17 protein-coding genes and 1 pseudogene are annotated in these 22,845 nt (G+C 72.5%); 6 read left to right on the plus strand and 12 right to left on the minus strand.

The features are described from left to right. Window positions 1–104 precede the first annotated feature (104 nt). Together AB0H86_RS33180 and AB0H86_RS33185 are read left to right on the plus strand one after the other, a co-directional pair. Window positions 105–851 (plus strand): FHA domain-containing protein, encoded by a 747-nt coding sequence (locus AB0H86_RS33180; RefSeq protein WP_362447292.1) that lies wholly within the window; start codon window positions 105–107, stop codon window positions 849–851. After that, window positions 848–2,437, plus strand: a pseudogene (locus AB0H86_RS33185) (protein kinase). The gene AB0H86_RS33180 and the pseudogene AB0H86_RS33185 overlap by 4 nt, the downstream one beginning before the upstream one ends. A 112-nt stretch (window positions 2,438–2,549) precedes the next feature. Here the strand turns inward: AB0H86_RS33185 and AB0H86_RS33190 are convergent. Next, on the minus strand, window positions 2,550–2,978 hold the full coding sequence (locus tag AB0H86_RS33190; RefSeq protein WP_362447295.1) for a peptidase inhibitor family I36 protein: 429 nt from the start codon (window positions 2,976–2,978) through the stop codon (window positions 2,550–2,552). Window positions 2,979–3,201: 223 nt separating this feature from the next. On the opposite strand from AB0H86_RS33190, the gene AB0H86_RS33195 reads away from it, so the two are divergent. Further along, window positions 3,202–4,359, plus strand: a complete 1,158-nt coding sequence (locus AB0H86_RS33195) for a helix-turn-helix domain-containing protein (RefSeq protein WP_362447298.1) — start codon at window positions 3,202–3,204, stop codon at window positions 4,357–4,359. A 162-nt stretch (window positions 4,360–4,521) separates the two neighbouring features. Here the strand turns inward: AB0H86_RS33195 and purH are convergent, their stop codons facing one another. Further along, window positions 4,522–6,090, minus strand: coding sequence for a bifunctional phosphoribosylaminoimidazolecarboxamide formyltransferase/IMP cyclohydrolase (gene purH / locus AB0H86_RS33200; RefSeq protein WP_362447301.1), 1,569 nt, complete (start codon window positions 6,088–6,090; stop codon window positions 4,522–4,524). Continuing rightward, on the minus strand, window positions 6,087–6,716 hold the full coding sequence (purN, locus tag AB0H86_RS33205) for a phosphoribosylglycinamide formyltransferase (RefSeq protein ID WP_362447303.1): 630 nt from the start codon (window positions 6,714–6,716) through the stop codon (window positions 6,087–6,089). The genes purH and purN overlap by 4 nt, the downstream gene beginning before the upstream one ends. A gap of 253 nt (window positions 6,717–6,969) precedes the next feature. On the opposite strand from purN, the gene AB0H86_RS33210 reads away from it, so the two are divergent. Further along, window positions 6,970–7,920: a hypothetical protein gene (locus AB0H86_RS33210; protein WP_362447306.1), complete on the plus strand. Its 951-nt coding sequence runs from the start codon at window positions 6,970–6,972 to the stop codon at window positions 7,918–7,920. Window positions 7,921–7,983: 63 nt separating this feature from the next. On the opposite strand, the gene AB0H86_RS33215 is transcribed toward AB0H86_RS33210, so the two are convergent. Continuing rightward, window positions 7,984–9,564, minus strand: coding sequence for a DUF6350 family protein (locus AB0H86_RS33215; protein ID WP_362447309.1), 1,581 nt, complete (start codon window positions 9,562–9,564; stop codon window positions 7,984–7,986). Window positions 9,565–9,660: 96 nt separating this feature from the next. Here AB0H86_RS33215 and AB0H86_RS33220 point away from each other — a divergent pair, with 96 nt between their 5' ends. Further along, the gene (locus AB0H86_RS33220; protein ID WP_362447312.1) at window positions 9,661–10,827 is read left to right on the plus strand and encodes a sigma factor-like helix-turn-helix DNA-binding protein; all 1,167 of its coding nucleotides are present in this window, start codon (window positions 9,661–9,663) and stop codon (window positions 10,825–10,827) included. Between the two features lie 84 nt (window positions 10,828–10,911). Here AB0H86_RS33220 and sucD read toward each other — a convergent pair whose 3' ends face one another. From sucD to AB0H86_RS33260, 8 genes are all read right to left on the minus strand, one after another. Beyond that, a complete protein-coding gene (sucD, locus tag AB0H86_RS33225; RefSeq protein WP_356768305.1) occupies window positions 10,912–11,796 on the minus strand; it encodes a succinate--CoA ligase subunit alpha in 885 nt (294 codons plus the stop codon). A gap of 21 nt (window positions 11,797–11,817) precedes the next feature. Then, window positions 11,818–12,996, minus strand: a complete 1,179-nt coding sequence (gene sucC, locus AB0H86_RS33230) for an ADP-forming succinate--CoA ligase subunit beta (RefSeq protein WP_362447316.1) — start codon at window positions 12,994–12,996, stop codon at window positions 11,818–11,820. A 477-nt stretch (window positions 12,997–13,473) separates the two neighbouring features. Then, a complete protein-coding gene (locus AB0H86_RS33235; protein ID WP_362447319.1) occupies window positions 13,474–14,784 on the minus strand; it encodes a hypothetical protein in 1,311 nt (436 codons plus the stop codon). Between the two features lie 182 nt (window positions 14,785–14,966). Then, window positions 14,967–15,980: a hypothetical protein gene (locus AB0H86_RS33240; protein WP_362447321.1), complete on the minus strand. Its 1,014-nt coding sequence runs from the start codon at window positions 15,978–15,980 to the stop codon at window positions 14,967–14,969. Window positions 15,981–16,206: 226 nt separating this feature from the next. After that, entirely contained in the window at window positions 16,207–17,385 is a 1,179-nt protein-coding gene (locus AB0H86_RS33245; protein ID WP_362447324.1) for a VWA domain-containing protein, read from the minus strand. Beyond that, window positions 17,382–17,543: a hypothetical protein gene (locus tag AB0H86_RS33250; RefSeq protein ID WP_362447327.1), complete on the minus strand. Its 162-nt coding sequence runs from the start codon at window positions 17,541–17,543 to the stop codon at window positions 17,382–17,384. Before AB0H86_RS33250 ends, AB0H86_RS33245 begins: the two co-directional genes overlap by 4 nt. Next, a complete protein-coding gene (locus AB0H86_RS33255; protein WP_362447330.1) occupies window positions 17,540–19,984 on the minus strand; it encodes a DUF5682 family protein in 2,445 nt (814 codons plus the stop codon). The genes AB0H86_RS33250 and AB0H86_RS33255 overlap by 4 nt, the downstream gene beginning before the upstream one ends. A 184-nt stretch (window positions 19,985–20,168) precedes the next feature. Beyond that, window positions 20,169–21,299: an AAA family ATPase gene (locus AB0H86_RS33260; protein ID WP_362447333.1), complete on the minus strand. Its 1,131-nt coding sequence runs from the start codon at window positions 21,297–21,299 to the stop codon at window positions 20,169–20,171. Between the two features lie 133 nt (window positions 21,300–21,432). On the opposite strand from AB0H86_RS33260, the gene AB0H86_RS33265 reads away from it, so the two are divergent. After that, a complete protein-coding gene (locus AB0H86_RS33265) occupies window positions 21,433–22,785 on the plus strand; it encodes an SWIM zinc finger family protein (RefSeq protein WP_362447336.1) in 1,353 nt (450 codons plus the stop codon). Window positions 22,786–22,845: the final 60 nt, after the last annotated feature.

The raw sequence follows: 22,845 nt of genomic DNA on the forward strand, positions 1-22,845 counted from the left end.
CCAATCCTGTCCAAGGGCCGTGTCTCACCCGCACGAGGGGGACACGGCCCTGGTGCGTCGCCCTACTCTGACCCCTGTAGCCGTCAGGCACGGGGAGAAGCACCTTGTACAGCATCATCGTGGTACCTCCGCCGACCACGGAGGACGAGCCCCAGTACACACGACAGCGACTCGCGCCCGGCGAGCGCTTGACCTTCGGCCGCTCCGCGCGCGAGAACGACCTGGTCGTTCCGCATGACGGGGTGTCCCGCCGAGCGGGCGTGATCAGCGCGCAGGGCGCCTGCTGGACCCTGAGCAACCTCTGCGGCCACCAGACGTACGTCGTGGAGAACCCGGAGGGCGCGGGCGAACACATCAAGGTCGGGCCGGGGCGGCTGGACGCGCCGGTGCCGTTCGAGTTCTCGCGGATCGTGCTGCCGGCGGCGGGCGATCTGCTGGCGATCGACGTGTGGGCGCCCCGCCACGACTATCTGCGCACCGAGGGCGGCCTCGACGGCGACACCACGGCGCCCGCCTTCTCCGTCGACCGCACCAAGCGCTACTTCGCGGTCCTCGCCGCGCTGTGCGAGCCACGGCTGCGCGGTGAGCCGCACGCCGCGCTGCCCACGGTCGAGCAGGTCGTCGACCGCCTGCGCCCGAACTGGCCCGCGGCGTCCCGCACCACCGTCCAGTGGAACATCGACTACCTGGCCGTCAAGCTGCGCCTCAAGCCCGGCCCGGACACCGCGGAGACCGGCGCCCGGCTCAACGGCAAGAAGGAGTCGCTGGTGTCCCTGGCGCTCCGCTTCGACCTGGTCCGGGAGGACGACCTCACCGTCCTGACGGCCCCCGCAGCCCGGGGGGCACGGTGACCGAGCCGTACGCCGTGCCGGTGCCCCGCGGGTACCGGGTGGGCGCCTGGGAGGTGCGCGAGCCGATCGCGACGGGCGCGTTCGGGAGCGTGTACGAGGCCCGGCGCACCCAGGACGTCGTCGGCGGCGAGGAACTGCCCCGCACGGCCGCCCTGAAGTTCCTGCCCACCGGCACGGGCACTCCCCGACAGCTGACCCACCTGCGCGAACTGATCGAGCGGGAGGTCGAGTTGTACCGTCGGCTCAGACGCCCGCGACTGATCCGGATGTACGACACCCTCACCGTCGACGACCCGGAGCGCCCGGCCCTCGACGGTGCCACGGTCCTCGTACTGGAGAAGGCGGAGCGATCGCTGTCCGCCCTGCTCACCGCCTCGCCCCGGCCCGGCGCGGGCCCCGTCCTCCTCGCGCAGATCTGCGAGGGGCTGGCCCAGCTGCATCGCGCGGGCTGGGTGCACGGGGATCTGAAACCGGCCAACGTGCTGCTGATGAAGGACGGTTCGGCGCGGCTGGCCGATTTCAACATGGCCGCCGAACTGGAGGGCACCCACGCGTACACGCCCGCCTTCTCCACCCCCGACTACACCCCGCCCGAGCTGCTCTGGTCGGAGATCGGCGAACGTGGCCGCCGGATCCGTCCGTCCGCCGACGTCTGGGCCTTCGGTGTTCTCGCCCACCTCGTCCTCACCGACTCCTTCCCGTTGCCCGGCGGCACCCCGACGGCCCGCAGGGATGCCGCCGCCGCGTACGCCCGGGGCACGGACGAGCTGCGGCTGTCGCCGGAACTGCCCCAGCCGTGGCGGGAGATCGTGCGGGACTGTCTGGCTCGTACGCACGCCGACCGCATCACCACCGAGGCCCTGCTCCGCCGGGTCGAGACCGCGGCGGGCTCGGGCCGCTCACCCCGTCTGCCCCGGATGCCGCTGCGCCGCCGCACCGCCGTCCTGGCCGCCGCGACCGCCACGGTCGTGGTGGCCGCGCTCGGCTACGCCGTCTCCACCTGGTCGGATCCCGGCGGCACGGCCGGCCCACGCGCCGGCTCCGGCGACAACGCGAAGACCTCCGCCGGCACGGGGGCCCAGACCGTCACCTCCGCCCGCTACGGCGCCGCCGAACTCCGTACGGACAAGGGTGTCCCCGTGAAGTACCGCAAGCTGATCGTCGACTCGGCCCACAACTGCGCCCAGCCGGAGGTCACCCCGGCCCTCATCGCGGCGCTGCTCAAGTCGGAGAGCAACTTCGACCCGAACCTCTCCGACCCCGTGGCCGGCGAGTACGGCATCGCCCGCTGGACCCCGAACATCCTGCGCTGGTGGGTCCGCAACGACGGCGTCCCCGCGGAAGAGACACCCCGGCCTCCCCTCACGCCCGAACAGTCCATCCCCGCCGTGAGCCGTTACCTCTGCGGCATCGAGCCGCTGCTGAACCCCTCCCTGCCGGGCGACCGGAAGGTGCTGCTCGCCGCCTCGTACTGAACGTCCTACAAGAAGGTGAACGCCGCGGAGGGTGTTCCCCCGAAGGCTCGCGCCTACGCCGACCGCGTCGCTCACTACCTCAAGGAGTACACGCCTGAGGCCAAGAAGTGACCCTGAGACTTCCCAGGTTCACCCTCGGGCCCGCCGGTGGGAACGTGGTCCCGAGGTGGTCTCCGGCCCGATCGGGGGAAGGCCGGAGGCCACCGTCACGCAGGCTTCCGGCTCAGCCGCAGCTGCTCGTGATCCACTTGTGGGACTTGACCTTGTAAGTGCCGGCGAGGTTGCCGCCGGCCTGCTGCCGGGTACAGCCGACCCGGTCCGTGTAGTTGGCCCCCTTGTAGTACGCCACACCGGTGAAGGAGCCGGTGCCCGCGTTCCACACCGACTTCACGTTCGTCGTGGCGGCCCAGGAACACGTGACGGCGCCGGACGTCCAGTCGGGATCGGCGGCGTCCCACGCGCACTTGCTGCCGGTGAAGTTGGCGCCGGTCCAGAAGCAGATGTCACCCGTCGCGCAGTCCACGGCGGCGGGCGTGGCCTGCGCCGCTGACGCGGACGTGGGCAGAGCCAGCGTGGTGGCGACCGCCGCGCTGACGGCGAGGGCTGCGAACAGCGGTGCGGTACGGCGCGGCCGGCGTACGGAAACATGCATGGGCCTGGTCTCCCTTGGTGGTTCGTCGACTGGTGCTGCGGACAGCCAGACCGTGGCAAGTCGCGTCCGACCCGGGCAAGGAAACCGGCCGGGGTGGGATGCCGGGACGACGGGACGCCCTCTGGATGGCGCGTTCTGATGCCGTTGGGACGGCCGTGGGACGCTACTGTGACCAGCCGCTGGAACGTCTGACCAACGTCCCGTACGGCAGGGGGATACTTCGATGTCCGCGTGCACGGAAACCGAGCGGTTCGCCGCGTTTTTGCGTTCACTGAAGAACAGATCAGGCCTCAGTTACGAGGCGCTCGCCGGGAAGTCCGGAATAGCCGGGTCCACACTCCATCGCTACTGCCGCGGCACTTCGGTGCCTCAGGACTACGGCAGCGTGCACCGGCTCGCCAAGGTCTGCGGCGCGGCCCCGGACGAGCTGCGGAACCTGCACCGGCTGTGGGCCTTGGCGGACGCGTCCCGGACACGGGAGACCGAGGAGCGGGAAACCGGGGAGCGAGAAGCCGGGGGGCAGGAAACCGGGGAGCGGGAAACCGGGGAGCGGGAGACGGCGGAGGGCGGTGTCGAAGCCGCCGCGGACGTGGTGGGCGGTGCCGAGGAATCGGCGTCGGTGCCGGAGCCGGAGCCGGTATCCGAGCCGGTGGCGGAGCCGGAACCGGTGCGGGCCCGGGACCGGTTCCTCCGGCACCGGTTCCGCAACGCCGTCGTCGCCACCGCGGTCCTGACGATCGGCATCTCCGCCTGGGCTCTGTCGGCCGAGCAGCCGTCGTCCGGCAACAGCAACGTCAACGGTTCGAGCGGCGGTCCCACGGACGGCCGACTGCTCTTCTCGGCCGCCTGTCAGTCCGTCGTGGCCATGGGCCAGCAGGACGCGTGCGTCGAGGAGGTGCAACGGCTGCTGCACACCAAGGGCGCGGACATCGGTGTCGACTCGTCCTTCGGGCCGCAGACGCTGCGCCGCGTCACCGCCTTCCAGGTGTTCGCCGGTCTCCCGCCCAACGGGGTCGTCGGGGACTCCACCAAGAAGGCGCTGTACGACTCGCACGTGCGCATGACCGTATGGTCCCCGGCGAAGGTGCGGCAGCACATCCGTGCGGTGTTCACCGAGGCTCCCGACGAGGCGGTCGCCATCGCGGACTGCCAGTCCTTCCTGGACCCGCTGCACATCCTTCCCAACACCAACGGCACCCGTAACTGGGGCCTGTTCCAGATCTCCGACGCCCGCCTGCGCGAACTGGGCGGTACACCTCGTCAGGCGCTGGACCCGGAGTGGAACATCAAGGCAGCCCACCGCCTGTGGAGCAGCGCCCACGACTTCCACGACTGGCCGCACTGCGAGCGAGCCGTCAAGGACTCCCCCACTCCGCGGTGAATCTCGGGGATGAGTCTCGGGCGTCCGCCACCCGGCTCGGCCCCGGCGGCATGAACGTATGCACTCGACGTCCATGCCGCCAGGCTCTCATCCGGCACTGACAACCGCCCGGACAGGACCCACCGGACAGGACCCACCGGATATGACCTACCGGCCAGGTTCCTAGTGGAAGAAGTGCCGCGTGCCCGTGAAGTACATCGTCACGCCCGCCTTCTTCGCGGCCTCGACGACCAGTTCGTCGCGGACCGAACCGCCCGGCTGGACCACGGCCTTCACACCTGCCTCGACGAGGATCTCCAGGCCGTCGGGGAAGGGGAAGAACGCGTCCGACGCGGCGTACGCCCCCTGCGCGCGCTCTGCGCCCGCCCGCTCGACGGCCAGCTTCGCGGAGTCGACGCGGTTGACCTGGCCCATGCCGACGCCGACCGAGGCGCCGTCCTTGGCGAGGAGGATCGCGTTGGACTTCACGGCACGGCAGGCCTTCCACGCGAAGGACAGCTGCTCCAGCTCGTCCGCGCCGAGCGCCTCGCCCGTCGCAAGGGTCCAGTTCGCGGGGTCGTCGCCCTCGGCCTGGAGCCGGTCGGCGACCTGGAGCAGGGCGCCGCCGTCGATCGGCTTGACGTCGACCGGGTGGGCGGGGCTGTCCGGGACGCGCAGCACGCGGATGTTCTTCTTCCTGGCGAGGGCCTCCAGCGCGCCGTCCTCGTAGTCGGGCGCGACGATGACCTCGGTGAAGATCTCGGCGACCTGCTCGGCCATCTCCTTCGACACCGGCCGGTTGACCGCGATCACGCCGCCGAACGCGGACAGCGGGTCGCAGGCGTGCGCCTTGCGGTGCGCCTCGGCGACGTCCGCGCCGACCGCGATACCGCACGGGTTGGCGTGCTTGATGATCGCGACGGCCGGCTCGGCGTGGTCGTACGCGGCACGGCGAGCGGCGTCCGTGTCCGTGTAGTTGTTGAACGACATCTCCTTGCCGTGCAACTGCTCGGCCGCCGCCAGGCCGCCGGTGCCGGCGCTGTAGAGAGCGGCGGGCTGGTGCGGGTTCTCGCCGTAGCGCAGGGTGTTGGCGCGCTCCAGGCTGGTGGCGAGGAAGGAGGGGAAGGGCGAGTCGTCGGCAGGCGCGTAGGCGGAGGCGAACCAGGAGGAGACCGCGATGTCGTACTCGGCCGTGTGCCGGAAGGCCTCGGCGGCCAGCCGCTTGCGGGTGGCGAGGTCGAAGCCGCCGTGCTGCACGGCGGCGAGGACGTCCGCGTACCGCGCGGGGCTGGTGACCACGGCGACGGAGGGGTGGTTCTTGGCGGCGGCGCGCACCATGGACGGCCCGCCGATGTCGATCTGCTCCACGCACTCGTCGGGAGTGGCACCGGAGGCGACGGTCTCGCGGAAGGGGTAGAGGTTGACGACGACCAGGTCGAAGGGTTCCACGCCCAGCTCGGCGAGCTGGTTGCGGTGGTCCTCCAGCCGCAGGTCGGCCAGGATGCCCGCGTGGACCTTGGGGTGCAGGGTCTTGACGCGGCCGTCCAGGCACTCGGGGAAGCCGGTGAGCTCCTCGACCCTGGTGACGGGGACGCCGGCGTCGGCGATACGGGAGGCGGTGGACCCGGTGGAGACGAGCTCCACGCCCGCCTCGTGCAGCCCGCGCGCGAGGTCCTCGAGCCCGGTCTTGTCGTAGACGCTGACGAGCGCGCGACGGATGGCCCGCTTGTTGCTCTCGGCGGTGGCGGTCACTGGATAACTACCTTTCGTCCCTCAATGCGATAGCCGTTGCGGGCGAGCCGCCCCACGACCTCGACGAGCAGCCTTCGCTCGACTTCCTTGATGCGCTCGTGCAGAGCGCTCTCGTCGTCCTCGTCCAGGACCTCGACCACGCCCTGAGCGATGATCGGGCCGGTGTCGACGCCGTCGTCGACGAAGTGGACGGTGCAGCCGGTGACCCGGGCGCCGTACGCGAGGGCGTCGCGGACACCGTGGGGGCCGGGAAAACTGGGGAGGAGGGCGGGGTGCGTGTTCACGAACCGCCCGCCGAAGCGGGCCAGGAACTCCTTGCCCACGATCTTCATGAACCCCGCGGACACCACGAGGTCGGGCTCGTGGGCGGCGACGGCCTCGGCGAGGGCGGCGTCCCACTCGTCACGCGTCCCGAACTCCTTGACCTTCCGCACGAAGGTGGGGATCTGGGCGCGCTCGGCCCGCGCGAGCCCCTCGATGCCCTCGCGGTCGGCGCCCACGGCCACGATCTCGGCGCCGTATGCCTCGGTGCCGGTGGTCTCGATGGCGTCGAGCAGCGCCTGGAGGTTCGTACCGGATCCGGAGACCAGCACGACAAGGCGCTTGGCCACGGGCTTGGCGGCCACGGTGAGGCCCTTTCTCGGGGGTGCGTTTGTACGGTCGTACGAATGCTTCACGCCCCGGGATACGGGGAAGTCTACGAAGCGGCCGACCGTCAGCAACGATACCGGCACACGGGGCGGCCCCCACGGGACGGGGGCGCGGCCGGGAGGTAGCGTCTGGGGCGGGCGGGCTCGGGAACGCGGTGGTGGTGTGGTGCGTTCTCCAAGCGACAGCTCACGCCAGCCAGCCGTATCACCTAGGGAAGACGCTCACTTGATGCCGGACCGCAGTCTGCGACTCCTCACGCTCCCCCCGCAGTCACCGCAGGGAGGGGAGCGCAGCGGCGTGCTGCGTCGGGAGCGCCCCGCTTCTCCTCCCGACGCCGCGGGCACTCCGTCGGGCGGGGGCGTCGGCGGCCATGGCCGCGGGTCGTCCCAGGGTCCCGGCGACGGACAGGGCGGCGGCACCTCTCAGGATGCGAGCGGCGGACAGGGTGGTGGGTCCTCCCAGGGGCCCGGCGACGGGCAGACCCAAGGGGCGCCCGAGGACACCCGGGCCGACAATCCCTTCGCTCCGCCCCCGGAGGGCACGCCGGACAGCCCCTGGCAGCCGCGTCGCCCGGTGGGCGGCGAGGGGTCCGAGGGTTCGCAGGGGGCTCAGGGCGGGCAGGGCCCGGAGTCCGGCGACGACGGCTCCCCCTGGGGCAACCAGTGGAGCGACCGACAGCCCGGCCGTACCCCCGGCGGCTTCGGTGAGCGTCAGGGCGGCGGCGGCCAGGGAACCGGCCCCGAGGGCCCGAGCGGATCGGGCCCGGGCACCGGCAGCCGGTGGGACCCGACGGACCCGGCCCAGCGGCATGCGCGGTACGCCCTGCTGAGCGGCATGTGGGCCTTCTTCTTCGCCCTCTTCAGCTGGCCGTACGTGGCCCTGCTGCTCGGTGCGCTGGCCATGTACTGGAGCATCAGCGCGCTGCGCGCCAAGCCCCGCACCCCCGACCCGCACAGCCCGGCCCCCGTCCAGAGCGCCCGCCCCGTCACGACGTCCGCGGTGAGCGGCCTGGTCACGGCGTCCCTGGCCATCGTCCTGGTCGCCGCGGGCTTCACCGCGAAGCTGGTCTACGACGACTACTACACCTGCACGAACGACGCCCTGACCAACTCGGCGAAGCAGTCCTGCGAGGACCTCCTCCCGAAGGAACTGCGCGGAGTACTGGGCACGGACAGCTGACGTCTGAGGCTCGGCACCGACACCCGTCGAGCCCCCGAGGGCTCGCACCGGCGTAGGTGTCTCTCAGGATGCGGACCCGGGCTCCGGCGGCTCCACGGGGAGGAAGTCGTACGGCTCGTCGTCGGTGTCGTCGGCGTAGGACAGGTACGGGACCTTCGGCACCACGTCCACCACGACCTCGCCGCCGCCCCGCGGCTCCCGCTTCGACTCCACCCGAGGCTTCCCGATCGTCGCCGTCGTCTCATACTTGCCTCCCCCGCCTCGTCCCCAGCACCGCCACGCCCGCACTCCCAGCGCCACCGGCACCGCCAACGCCGCCGTCCACACCAGCGCCGCCCCTCCCGCCTGCCACCACACCGGCCCGAAGCGCGCCAACGCGGAGACTCCGAGCGGTCCGCCGGCCAACGCGGCGAGCACCGCGACCAGCACCGCACACCACACGGCCGCCATCCCCGCGGTCACGGCGGTCCGCCCGTACGACCAGGCACCCACTGCCCGTCCGCCATCGTCACCGTCCCCGCCCATCGCGGCCGTTTCCCCGGTCCGGGCACCGCCCGTCGTCGCCTCCCGTCCCGTGAACCACCCCACCGTCAGCCCCGCCGCCACCGGCACCAGAACCGCCGCCCAGTTCAAGGGCGTGCCGGCTCCCGCGTCCGGCACCGCCGCCAACAGGGGAAACGGCGGCAGCAGCGGCGCGGGTGCGGAGGAGAACGGGCTCACGACATGGCCGACGCCGAGGGTGAAGCCGGGCCCGAGCCCGTACGCCGCCGCCCACATCGCCGCGTTCGGCACCAGGGCCAGGCACAGCAGCAGAACCGCGAACCGCCCCGACCACCCCTCGGTCAGCTGCAGGAAGGCCACCCGCGCCGCCCCGCCGTGCCACACCAGCGACGCCGCCAGTGCCAACGCCCCGCCTCCGACCAGCACCGCCGCCCCGGCCCCGGCCGCGCGTCCGGCGACAACGCCGCCCTCCCACGCCTCCGGCCCCAGGGCCCGCCGCCGCAGCCCCGCCGGCAACCGGACCAGCGCACTGTCCATCGCCGCGCGCGGACAGCCGTACGCCGTCCACACCCCCCACCCGGCCGCGCTTGTCACCGTCAGCGGCAGGCACACCGCCGTCCACCCCCACGCGGGCCGCAGATCGCCGCCCGAGGCGTACAGCGCGGCGGCCAAGCCGACGGCGAGGTAGCCGAGGACGACCCCCCTCCACGCCGTCCGCGCGGCAACCGGCGGCGGTCCCTCGGCTCCTCCGGCCCCCGGGCCGCCCCCCGGGTCCTCGCTGCCGTCCACCGCGTCCCGCGCCGCCCGGTACACCAGCCAGACCGGCAGTGCGAGCAGCAGGAGCGGGGTGACTCCCACGGGCGCGGGGACGCCGGAGTGGGTGTCGGGGCGGACCAGTTCGGCGCCGTGCGCCAACAGCCACAGCGCCGCGGCGACGTGCAGCGCGCCTCCGGGGCCGCTGTCGGGATACGGCGAGCTGATCCACAGCAACATCGCGGGTGCGGCGAACAAGCAGAGGCCGAGCCCCGCGGCGACGGCACCATTCAGGAGGCTGGCAGCCTCTCCGGGCGGTCGGTCGCGCATCCGGGTGAGCAGGGACGACAACAGCGGTCGGCAAGCGGTCATCTGGATCATGACGGCCATGCTGCCAACGACACGCACTTTCTCGTCGTAACAGGCGAACACCGGATGTGTCGCTCAATATACGTTTATGTACTTTTCGGCACGAAGGGTCGCCCGGTGACCCAGAGCACTGCAACCCCGCTTCCCCCACCCAAGGAACGCCGACGCCTGCGTGAGTCCGGGGCGTTGACGCAGGCTCAGGTCGCGGCACGCGTGGGCGTCACTCGCGAGACGGTACGCGGGTGGGAGGCCGGCCGGACGACTCCGCGCGGCCGGAAACGGGAGGCGTACGCGAAGCTGCTGGCCGAGCTCACGGCCCATGCCGCCGACAGCCCCGTACGAACGGACGCCCCGTCACCTGAACCCGCGCCAAGCCCCGCGCCAAGCCCCGCACCGGAGCCGGCACCGCCATCGCCCGTGTCAGCATCTGAACCGGTCGCGGAATCGCCTGCTCTGACGCTTGCTCTGACGCCTGCTCTGACGTCTGCTCTGACGCCCGCTCAGGCCTTCGACGGGCTGTACGCGTTCTGCGCGCCCGCCCTCGTCCGGCAGGCCTATCTGCTCACCGGGCGACGCGAGCTCGCGCGCGAGTCGGTCGAGCGGGCCTTCCAACTCGCCTGGCAGCGCTGGCCCGAGGTGGCCCGCGACCCCGACCCGGCGGGCTGGGTGCGGGCGGCGACGTACGAGTACGCGCTCTCCCCCTGGCACCGGCTCCGCCCCCGCTCCCGGCACTCCGGGCCGCCCCCCGCCGACGCCTTCTCCCGCACGCTGCTCGACGCCCTCCTCAAACTCCCGCCGCCGTACCGTCGCGCGCTCCTCCTCTACGACGGTGTCGGCCTCGGCCTGCCGGAGACGGCGGCGGAGACGGAGGCGAGCACCCGGGCGACGGCGAACCGGCTGCTGCACGCGCGCGAGGCGGTCGCCACGCGTCTGCCGGAACTGGCGCATCCCGCGGAGTTGCACCGGCGGCTGGTCGAACTGGCCTCCCTGGAGCGGCTGCGCGCCGCGCGGCCCTTGGCGGTACGGGCGGACGGTGAGCGCCGGGCCCGCTTCTGGACCCGGGCCGCCATCGCCTTCACCGTCGCCCTGATCGGCGCGACGGCGCTCACGCTGCGGACGGCGCCGACGCACTACGAGCCGCCGGTGTCACCGGGTGAGACGGTGCGGGGCGTACCGCCGAAGGTGGCGCCGGGCTCGCTGTCGGCGGGGGAGCTGGCACTGCGGGCGAAGCTGCGGGAGGGAACGGCGAGCGGGCCCCAGAGACTGGTGCCGCAGGCGCGTTGAGCATGCGGCAGACGCAGGCGCGTTGAGCATGCGGAAGGGCCCGCACCCCCGGTGAGGGTGCGGGCCCTTCCGCTGAGAGACGCGTCAGCCGGCGAGGATGGCGCGCGCCAGCTTGGCCGTCTCGGTCGGCGTCTTGCCGACCTTGACGCCCGCGGCCTCCAGGGCCTCCTTCTTCGCGGCGGCCGTGCCGGAGGAACCGGAGACGATGGCGCCGGCGTGGCCCATGGTCTTGCCCTCGGGCGCGGTGAAGCCGGCGACGTAGCCGACGACCGGCTTCGTCACGTTCTTCGCGATGAAGTCCGCCGCACGCTCCTCGGCGTCGCCGCCGATCTCACCGATCATGACGATCAGGTCGGTGTCCGGGTCGGCCTCGAAGGCCGCCAGGGCGTCGATGTGCGTGGTGCCGATGACCGGGTCGCCACCGATGCCGACGGCGGACGAGAAGCCGATGTCACGCAGCTCGTACATCATCTGGTACGTCAGCGTGCCGGACTTCGAGACCAGGCCGATACGGCCCGGCTTGGTGATGTCGCCCGGGATGATGCCGGCGTTCGACTGGCCCGGGGTGATGAGACCGGGGCAGTTCGGGCCGATGATCCGGGTCTTGTTGCCCTTGGACACGGCGTACGCGTAGAACGCGGCCGAGTCGTGGACGGCGATGCCCTCGGTGATGACGACCGCGAGCGGGATCTCGGCGTCGATGGCCTCGACCACGGCGGCCTTGGAGAAGGCCGGCGGTACGAAGAGGACGGACACGTTCGCGCCCGTCTTCTCGATCGCCTCGGCGACCGTGCCGAACACCGGGATGTCGGTGCCGTCGATGTCCACGGACGTGCCCGCCTTGCGCGGGTTGACGCCACCGACGATGTTCGTGCCGTCGGCGAGCATGAGCTTGGTGTGCTTCATGCCCGTGGAGCCGGTCATGCCCTGGACGATGACCTTGCTGTCCTTGTTGAGGAAGATAGCCATGGCTGTGTCTGTCCCTCTTCCTTACTTCGCAGCCGCGAGCTCGGCGGCCTTGTCGGCCGCGCCGTCCATGGTGTCCACGCGCTGGACCAGCGGGTGGTTGGCGTCGGAGAGGATCTTGCGACCCAGCTCGGCGTTGTTGCCGTCGAGGCGGACGACGAGGGGCTTGCTGACTTCCTCGCCCTTGTCCGCGAGCAGCTGCAGCGCCTGCACGATGCCGTTGGCGACCTCGTCGCAGGCGGTGATGCCACCGAAGACGTTGACGAACACGGACTTGACGTCCGGGTCGCCGAGGATGATCTCCAGGCCGTTCGCCATGACCGCGGCGGAGGCGCCGCCGCCGATGTCGAGGAAGTTGGCGGGCTTGACGCCACCGTGCGCCTCACCGGCGTACGCGACGACGTCCAGGGTGCTCATGACGAGCCCCGCGCCGTTGCCGATGATGCCGACCTCACCGTCGAGCTTGACGTAGTTGAGGTTCTTCTCCTTGGCCGCGGCCTCGAGCGGGTTGGCCGCCGCGTGGTCGACGAGCGCCTCGTGGTCCGGCTGGCGGAAGTCGGCGTTCTCGTCCAGCGACACCTTGCCGTCGAGGGCGATGACCTTGCCGGAGGCGACCTTGGCGAGCGGGTTCACCTCGACGAGGAGGGCGTCCTCCTTGATGAAGGTGTCCCACAGGGTCACCAGGATCTCGGCGACCTGCTCGGCGACGTCGGCCGGGAACTTCGCCTGGGCGACGATCTCGCGGGCCTTCTCGATCGACACGCCTTCGTTGGCGTCGACCGGGACCTTCGCGAGGGCCTCGGGGTTCTCCTCCGCGACGACCTCGATCTCCACGCCGCCCTGGACGGACGCCATGGCGAGGAAAGTGCGGTTGGTGCGGTCGAGGAGGTACGAGACGTAGTACTCCTCGACGATCTCGGGCGCGGTCTCGGCGATCATCACCTTGTGGACCGTGTGGCCCTTGATGTCCATGCCGAGGATGTCCGTCGCACGGGCGACGGCCTCGTCCGGGGTGGCGGCGAGCTTCACGCCACCGGCCTTGCCACGGCCGCCGACCTTCACCTGGGCCTTGACGACGGATTTGCCACCAAGACGCTCAGTGGCTGCGCGGGCCGCCTCAGGCGTGTCGATGACTTCACCGGCCAGCACCGGTACATCGTGCTTGGCGAAGAGGTCCCTCGCCTGGTACTCGAACAGGTCCACGCGCTTCCGTCCCTATCAGTGATCTCGCGGTTCGTTGTCTGCGTGGGCGTGCCGCGAGGGCAACGTGACGTCCGCCGTCTGTCAGTCACAAGGGAGGCGCACACGGTGTCCGAGCGCGCGGCATGTCCGTCTCGCAGGTTATCGCTGCTTGCGGGGGGCCTCTAAATCGCGGGTCACACCTGAGCGGTGATACCTGTCACATGATGCCGCGCTCACTGGCACGGGGTGCCGTATGTGAGGGGTCGGGGCGGCACTGGGGACGTCCTGCGGCGGCATCGGGGCAGCGAGCGAAGGGCCTCACCGGGCTGGGGTTGACCCGGTGAGGCCCCTTGAAACAGCCCCTACGGGGCGAAGGGCGGTTGATCCCCACCCCAATGGGGACCACCTCGCCCTGTCCGTGAGGTTTCGGCCGGACAAGCCGATGGTTTTCGGCGATCCGGGATCTGCCGCCTCACGGAGTCCTCATGAGCGGTGGGCTCAGACGCTGTACGTGCCGCCGTGGTGCACGTAGCTCGGGGTGATCGACTCGGCGACGCCCTCGACCCCGGTGACGGCGTGACCGGCGAGCGGGCCGGCCGTCGCCCGGACGGTGCCGGTCAGGTCCTGCGCCAGGGGCGCGACCTGGCCGACGGCCCCGTACGCGAACGGGCCGACCTCTCCGACGAGACCGTCCGCGAAGGGAGCGACATCGCCCGTGACGCCGTACGCCAGCGTCGTGGCGCTGCCGCCGACGCCGTGCACGACCGGCTGGACGGTGTCGCGCAGGGTGTCGTTCACGGTCCGGGTGACGGTGTCGACGACCGGGTGGACGGCGCCCGTGACCCCCTGGGCGAACGGCGGCACCTGGCCCACGACGCCGTACACCAGGTCGGTGGCGTGACCGGCCACGCCATGCGCGAGCGGCGGCACGGAGCCGACGACCCCGGTCGCGACGGGCTGGACGTCCTGGGCGACACCGGTCGCCAGCCCACCCGCGTCCGCCACGGCCTGCCCGGCGACCGGCACCACGCCGTGTACGGCGGTGTTCACCACCGGCGGCAGAACGGCGGCCGTGGTGCCACCGGCGACCTGACCGACCAGACCGGTGGCGTACGGGTGAACGTCCGCGGCCACGCCGGCGACGACCGGCGTCACTCCGTGCACGGCGCCGGTGGCGATCGGCAGCGCTCCGTCCACGGCGGACGTCGCCACCGGCGGGGCGGCCGCGTCCACCGTCTGCCCGACGACGGGGACGACCGTGCCGGTGACGTGGCTCGGGACGCCGGAGACGGTGGCCTCGGCGGCGGTCGTGGCGGAGGTCGCCGTGTCGTGGGCGGTGGACCGCGCCTGCTCCACCTCGGGTGCGAAGGCGGCGAGGGGGCCGAAGAGGTAGTCGATGCCGTCCGCGTGGGCGTGGCCCTCGGGGGTGACGCCCACGTCGGAGACGGTGCTGGTGGCCTGCGCCGCGCGGGCGGCCCGGGCCCCCTGGATCGCGGCGGCACCGTTCACCTTGGACTTCTTGGGGGTGGCGGCCTTCGGGGTGGTGACCTTCGGGGTGAGGGCCTGCGCGTCGGAGACGAGTCCGTCGACCGTGGTGGTGGCGGTGTGGAGGGTGGCGGTGATGGTGTTCGTGGTGTTCGTCACCGCGTCGGTGGTGGTTTCGGTTGTCGCGTCCGGTGTGGAGACAGGGGTCGCGGGCAGTTCGTCCGCGCTGGCGACGGTGGAGCCGAGCGCCCACGCGCCGGTGACACCGGCGGCTATCACGATGGAACGGCGGATGTTCGTGTTCATGCGGATGTTCTTGTTCATGGCGTGCGTCAGATCCTTAGATCCACAGGAGTCCGGTGGTCCTCGATGGGAGCCGCGGGACTCGGGAAGGCTTGGGGACAATTCCGAGGGCTTGCGTCCGGAGATCGCAGGGGATCCGGACGGGCGGGCAGACCTGTTTCCGCCCCCGCGCGGCAGGTCTGCGGCGGGGGAAGGGGTCTGGCCTAGGCCGGGGAGAAGGGAATGTCCCGGTGCCTGTCCCGGGTGCCGTAGGCGTCCGCGCCCACGGCGGCGCCGGGCACGAGCCGCAGCGGCGCCCGGTGGTCGAAGGTGACGGCGTGCGCGTCGCCACCGTGCCGTGGGCTGCCGGTACCGGAGTCGCCTGCCGCCTTGCCGCTCAACGCACCACCCGGGTCGTGCGGGGGCTCCTGGTGCGCGGGGACGGGCCCCGGGCGGGCGACCCGGTGCGCGGGTGTCCGCGCCCCGACGCCGGTGACGTCGGCGTCCGCGGTGAACCGAGGCCCGTAGGCGAGCGGCGTCGCCGCGTCGGAACGTCCCTCGGAGGTCTGACCGTCCGTCGCCGTCGGGGCCGTCGGTGAGGTCGGTGACGTCGGCGAGCCCGGCTGCGGAGCCGGCGTGACCGGGATCGGCAGCGTGTGAACGGGGAGCGACGGCGCCCCCGGCAGCTGCGGAAGCCCCGGCAGGATCGGCGTGGACGGCATAGTCGGCCCGGACGGCACAGCCGGCTGGGACGGGAAGGGTGGGACCGAAGGCAGAGACTGCACGGGCGGGAGCTTTGACAGGTCCGCCGAGTCCGGCAGGGTCGTCACGTCGGGCAGCGCAGCCGCGTCCACCACGTCCGTCACGTCCGTCACGCCCGTCACGTCGGGCGGAGAAGGCGAGTCGGGAACCGCGACGGACAGCGGAGGAGGCTTGACCTCCGCCTCGTCAGCGGGGGGCCTGGGAGCGGCCGGCTTGGCCGGTGCCGCCTCCGCCGGGGTGTGCGTCACCCCGGTGACCGCACCGCTCGTCAACGACCGGACGCCATCCGCCGAAACCGACGACACCTCGGTGACCGACGCCGATGCCGCCCTGTCCGCCGCGTGCGCCTGCTCCCCGCAGAGGAACCCGAGCGCGAACAACCCGCCCACCAGCAGCACCACTTGCAGCGCACGCCGCCCGGCCGCCGTACGCATCACGCGCAGAGCGGCACCGATAAGGGCGACAGGCTGGATCAACTGGGTGTGGGTCCCTCCGTGCGACGGAACATTGCACGCCGTACGACTCGGTTCGAAGCAAGCGGAGCGCCTCGCACCGCTGATTTTCGTCGATCCTTGCACGGGACTCCCGAGGTTGCGCAAGCCCCCCTTTACCGATGGGTGGTCATGTCCGTTTTGGTGGCCGAAGTCCGCACGGAATTCACGTCAATGGGTCGACAAATCGCCCTGCCCAGGGGGGCCGTGACTAGGTCTCCGGTATCGGCAGAGGCCGCTTCTCGATCGCCGCCGCCATCACCTCCGGGAACAGGTCGGGCGTACACGCGAAGGCCGGTGCGCCGAGTGCGGCGAGCGCGGCCGCGTGCTCCCGGTCGTAGGCGGGCGCCCCCTCGTCGGACAGCGCGAGCAGCGTCACGAACTGCACCCCCGACGCCTTCATCGCCGCGACCCGCTTGAGCATCTCCTGCCGTATGCCTCCCTCGTAGAGGTCACTGATCAGCACGACCACGGTCTCCGCGGGCCGGGTGATCTGCGACTGGCAGTACGCCAGCGCCCGGTTGATGTCCGTGCCGCCGCCGAGCTGTGTGCCGAACAGGACGTCCACCGGGTCGTCGAGCTGGTCGGTGAGGTCGACGACGGCCGTGTCGAAGACGACGAGCCGCGTGTTGATCGACCGCATCGACGCCAGCACCGCCCCGAACACGGACGCGTAGACGACGGACGCCGCCATCGACCCCGACTGGTCGATGCACAGGACGACCTCCTTCTTCACCGACTGGGACGCGCGCCCGTACCCGATGAGCCGCTCCGGCACGATCGTCCGGTACTCCGGCAGATAGTGCTTGAGGTTGGCCGCGATGGTGCGGTTCCAGTCGATGTCGTGGTGGCGGGGCCGGTTGATACGGGCGCTGCGGTCCAGGGCGCCGGTGAGGGTGGCCCGGGTGCGGGTCGCGAGCCGCTTCTCCAGGTCCTCGACGACCTTGCGGACGACTGCCCGTGCCGTCTCCTTCGTGGTCTCCGGCATCGCCTTGTTGAGGGAGAGCAGCGTGCCGACGAGGTGCACGTCCGCCTCCACCGCCTCCAGCATCTCCGGCTCCAGGAGCAGCGTGGACAACCCGAGCCGGTCGATGGCGTCGCGCTGCATGACCTGGACGACGGTGGACGGGAAGTAGGTCCGGATGTCCCCGAGCCAGCGCGCCACGGACGGCGCCGACGCTCCGAGCCCCGCCGAACGGTCCCGGGCCGAACGCTCCTTGTCCCCCTTCCCGTAGAGCCCGGCCAGTGCCCCGTCCATCGCGGCGTCCCGCCCGGAGAGCTCGCAGCCCGTGCCGTCGGCCGTGTCGCCTCCGAGCACGAGCCGCCAGCGCCGCAGCCGCTCCTGCGCCGGGTCGACCGGCTGGGTCGTCGTGTGCGGGTCGGTCGTCATCCGCGTACCTCCGTGCGAAGCCGTTCCCAGAGCGGGATCACCGGCACGGTCGTCGCCGGGCGGTCCTGCGCCGCCCGCGAACCGCGCCCGTCGCCGACCACGCTCACCCCTTCGGCCCGCTCCCTCTCCCTCGGCCCGCTCAGGCAGTCGGTCGTCATCGCGTCACCCCCACCAGGTCGTTGCCCGCGTCCTCTTCCATTCCGTCCGGTCCACCCAGGCCGTCCGGTTCACTCAGTTCATCCAGGCCCAACAGCAGCCGCACGACCGGCCGGACCGCGTTCGCGCGCTCACCGTCGAGGTCGGGTGCGAATCCGGGGATGCCGGACTGGGCCGCTCCTGTGCTCCGGCGGCGGGCCGGCCCTCGCCGGACGAGTTCACCGAGGGTGCGGCGCACGCCCGGCTCGTACGCCGAGAACGTCCGCCGCAGCAGCGGCAGTACATCGATGAACGCCTCCGCCGGCACGCCGGTCAGCCAGGTGTCGACAAGGCTGAGCAGCCGCTCGTCGTGCACCAGCAGCATCCCGCCGCCCGCTCCGCCGCCGACGAAGCCCTCGATCCACGCGGCCGCGTCTCCCGGCGGCGTCCCCGGCGACAGCGCGAGCCCCATGAGCCGCGCCGCGTCGCTCTGCGCCAGCTGCCCGCCGTCCAGCAGCAGGCGCACCGCCCGGCCCCGGATGACACCGGGCACGGTGTCCCGCCCGGACAGCACCCCGAGCACCGCGTGCCAACGCCCCCGCAGGTCGCCGTGGGCCGGTACGGCGGCGTCGTCCAGCATCCCCACCGCCCCGTGCACCGCTTCGACATGGCGCCGCATCTCTTCGGCCGCGTCCGTGTCGAGCGCGGCGCAGGCGGGCGGCAGGCCGACGAAGATCCGCTCGGCGAGGCCGGCGGCGACCTCCGTCAGGGCCGCGGTGTCCGTGCCGCGTACGTCGCCGTAGCGCAGGGAGCGGACCAGGGCGGGCAGGGCCTGGGCGAGGTGGCCGACGTCGGCGTCGAGGGCCGCCCGGTCGGCGAGGATCCGCATCACCGTGGGGAGCGCGTCCGGCAGTTCGGCGAGCAGGCAGCGCTCGGCGAGTGCCGTGACATCGGCGAGCCCGTGCGCGGCGACCGCGTCGGACTCCGCCTTGGCGGTCGCGGCGGCGAGCACGGTCGTCCCCCACACCCCCGCCTCCGCGACCCGCACGGCCAGCTCCGGCTCCCACCTCAGCCGCCATGTCTCCCGGAACGTGCCCGTGCTGCCGCGCGAGGCGATCGGTTCCCCCCAGGCCACCACCAGCAGCCGCAGCCGGTGCAGCAGCCGGCTGCGCTCGGCGTCGTTGTCCTTGCGCAGGTCGAGTTCCAACTCCCGTTCCCGCGCCTCCGGTTTGAGCCGCAGGCGGCGCTGGATCCGGTCGAGGTCCCGCTGCAGGGGCACCGCGGGCGCCGTCGGCGGCACCTCCCCCAGCACGTCCCCCACGACGAGCCGGTCGTGCACCAGCGCCAGCGGTACGTCCGAGCCGTCGCACATCACCGCCCGCACGGCGTCGGTCGTCTCGCTCAGGCCGGCCAGCGGGCGGCCCCGCATCGCGGCGAGCGTCCGGGCCAGCCGTACCGCCTCGATGACATGCGCCGAGGAGACCATGCGGTCCTCGTCGCGCAGGAGCCCCGCGACCTTGGTCAGCCATCGCTCGACCGGCCGGTCCGGCGCCCCGAACAGATGCCCGTACCAGCCCGGGGAGTCGATCCCCGCGCCGTACCCGCTGCGGCGCGACAGCCTGCGGTGCGTCCACGGCACCCAGGTCATGTCCGTCCTGACCTTGGGCAGTCCCTTCAGCAGTGCCTTGTCGGCGGCGACGGTGGTCCGTCGGCGCAGTGCGGGCACGTGCCAGGCGCCGCACACCACGGCCACGTCGTCCCCGAACTCGCGCTGTGCGTCCCGCATCTGGAGCCGCATGTACGCCTCCCGTACGAGATCCCGGTCGTGGCCCCCGCTCCCGTACGTCTCCCGCAGCACCCCCATGGCCTCCTCAAGCGCGACGAACGGAGCGAAGGGGTCCCCCGCGCCCGGTCCCCGGTGTTCGACGACGTCCTCCCACCAGCGCTCGGCGTCGTCATAACCGGCGGTCTCCGCGAGCACGGCGAGCGGGTCCACCCGGACGTCGACGCGGACGTCCGGCTCGGCGCCCTCTCCCTGGTCCTTTGCCGCCCCGCTCGTCTCCCCTTCGGGCTCTACGCCCCCGGACTCCTCCCCGTCCCGCCCCCACGCCAGCGTGTGTGCCGCCGGCAGGTCGATGAAGTGGGCCGGGACGTCGTGTTCCAGGGCCCAGCGGATGGCGACCCACTCCGGGGAGAACTCGGCCAGCGGCCAGAACGCCGAACAGCCGGGTTCGTCCACCGCGTGGGCGAGCAGGGCGACCGGTGGCCGCATGTCCTCGTCGGCGGCCAGCGGGATCAGCGCGTCGGCCTCGGGCGGCCCCTCGATCAGCACGACCCGCGGCCGGGCCGCGGCCAACGCCGCCCGCACGGCCCGCGCGGAACCCGGCCCGTGGTGCCGCACCCCGAGCAGCAGCGGCCCCGCCACCCCGGCCCCTCGCCCCCCGGTCTCGTCAGCGCCCGTCACTTCGACCCCCTCCCTTCCGAGACAACCGAGACCACCGAGACCAGAGCGAGTCCGCACCCGCACGCCCACCCGCGCCCGCACCCGCACCCGCACGCACACCCGCACCGGAGCCCGAGCCCGCGCCCACCCCCGCGAACAGCGCGCTGAACTCCCCTCCCGCCACCGGATCCCCGCCCGCCTCCGTTCACGCGCTCACCTCACGGCAGGCGCGGTAGAAGTCCGTCCAGCCGTCGCGTTCGCGGACGACCGCCTCCAGGTACTCCCGCCAGACGACCCGGTCGGACGCCGGGTCGCGGACGACCGCGCCGAGGATGCCCGCGGCGACATCGCCCGCCCGCAGCACGCCGTCGCCGAAGTGCGCAGCCAGGGCGAGGCCGTTGGTGACGACGGAGATCGCCTCCGCCGTCGACAGGGTGCCGGTGGGCGACTTCAGCTTTGTGCGGCCGTCGGACGTGAGACCGTCACGCAGCTCACGGAAGACCGTCACGACGCGGCGCATCTCGTCGATGCCGTCGGGGGCGGCCGGCAGGTCGAGTGAGCGGCCGATCTGGTCGACGCGCCGCGAGACGATGTCGACCTCGGCCTCGACGCTCTCCGGCAGCGGCAGCACCACCGTGTTGAAACGGCGGCGCAGGGCGCTGGACAGCTCGTTGACCCCGCGGTCACGGTCGTTGGCCGTCGCGATCACGTTGAAGCCGCCGACCGCCTGCACCTCCTGGCCCAACTCCGGTATCGGCAGCGTCTTCTCCGACAGGATCGTGATGAGGGAGTCCTGTACGTCGGCCGGGATACGGGTCAGTTCCTCGACGCGGGCCGTCATCCCCTCGGCCATCGCCCGCATGACGGGGCTGGGGACCAGGGCGTCCCGGCTGGGGCCGTGCGCGAGCAACTGCGCGTAGTTCCAGCCGTACCGGATGGCCTCCTCCGGGGTACCGGCCGTGCCCTGGACGAGCAGGGTGGAGTCGCCACTGACCGCGGCGGCGAGGTGCTCGGACACCCATGTCTTCGCGGTGCCGGGCACCCCGAGCAGGAGCAGGGCGCGGTCGGTGGCGAGAGTGGTGACGGCGACCTCGACGAGGCGGCGCGGGCCGACGTACTTCGGCGTGATCACCGTGCCGTCGGGCAGGGTGCCGCCGAGGAGATAGGTGGCGACGGCCCACGGCGACAGCTTCCAGCGGGCCGGGCGCGGGCGGTCGTCCTGTGCGGCGAGCGCGACGAGTTCACCGGCGAAGGCGTCCTCGGCATGCGGACGCAACGCCTCGGTCGGCTCCTTCTCACGCACGTCAGCGGACGTCGGTTCTACAGACACAGTCATGGCTGAGTCCCCCTCCAGCTCGGCCGGTTCGGATCTGGTGTCCACCGTGCACCACGCCACTGACAATGCGATCTGACCTGCACAAACGCGCTCGCAGGGCCGATTGTCAGTGGTGGGATCTACCTTCGATGACATGACTCAGCAGGGGGTGCGCTGGAGCGCGGACCAGGTGCTGTCACTGGCGCCTGACGCCGCTTCACGCAAAGCGGGCAGCAAACTCGGCGCGGCCGGACCGTGGTCCGAGGCGGGCAGTTCCGGGGAGGGGACGGTGTGGGGGCTGTGCAAGGGCAGCGGCAGCAAGCCGTATCAGACGGTCGTGGACGTCGCGGACGCGTCCGGACCGGCGTACAAGTGCAGTTGTCCGAGCCGGAAGTTCCCGTGCAAGCACGCGCTCGGGCTGCTGCTGCTCTGGGCGGGCGGGGACGGCGCGGTGCCGGCGAGGCAGCCGCCGGAGTGGGCCGGGGAGTGGTTGGAGGGGAGAAGGAAGCGCTCGGCGGAGAAGCATGCGGCGGCCGCCGCTTCACCGTCGGGCTCCGGTGATCCCGAGGCGGCGCGGCTCCGGGCGGAGCGCCGGGCCGCGCGGATCACCGCGGGCGCGACGGAGTTGGAGCAACGGCTGGTGGATCTGCTGCGCGGCGGCCTCGCGGGCGCGGAGCAGGCGGGGTACGGGCTGTGGGAGGAGACGGCGGCCCGGATGGTCGACGCCCAGGCCTCCGGACTGGCCGCGCGGGTGCGGGAGTTGGGGGCGATCCCGTCGTCCGGGCCGGGCTGGCCGGTGCGCCTGCTGGAGGATTGTGCCCTCCTCCATCTCCTCGACCAGGGCTGGCTGCGCCGGGAGCGGCTGCCCGACGACCTGGCGGCGACGGTCCGTTCCCGGGTCGGCCTGCCCACTTCGGCGGGTGGCCCGCCGCTGCGGGACAGCTGGCTGGTCCTCGCCCAGTACGACACGGCGGACGCCCGGCTGACGACCCGCCGGATCTGGCTGTACGGCGCCGCGTCCGGCCGTACGGCGCTGCTCCTCTCCTATGGTGCCGCCGGCCGCGCGCCGGAGCTCGCGCTGCCGATGGGGCTGGCGTTGGACGCGGAGGTGTCGGCGTATCCGGGTGCCGGACAACCACGGGCGGCCCTGGGCGAGCAGTTCGCCCCGCCCGCTCCCGCGGCGATACGCCCGCCGGGGGTGACACCGGCGGAGGCTGTCGCGCGCTACGGCGAGGCCCTGCGGGACGATCCCTGGCTGGACTCCGTGCCGGTGACGCTGGACAGGGTCGTCCCGGCCCCGGACGGCGACTCCTGGCAGCTGGCGGACGCCGACGGGAACACGGCGCTGCCGCTGACGTCCACCGCGCGGTCCCGTCCGGGCCTGTGGCGGCTGGTCTCCGTGTCCGGTGGCGCTCCGGTCAAGGTCTTCGGCGAGTGCGGCCACCGCGGCTTCACTCCGCTCACGGCCTGGCCGGAGAGCGCGGGCGAGGCGGTGTCCCTGTGCTGACGCGACCGCTGACACGACCCCTGATACGACCGCTGACCCGACCGCTGACCCGATCACTGC

It is taken from the genome of Streptomyces sp. NPDC050997 (assembly GCF_040660135.1).
Classification (GTDB): Bacteria; Actinomycetota; Actinomycetes; order Streptomycetales; family Streptomycetaceae; genus Streptomyces.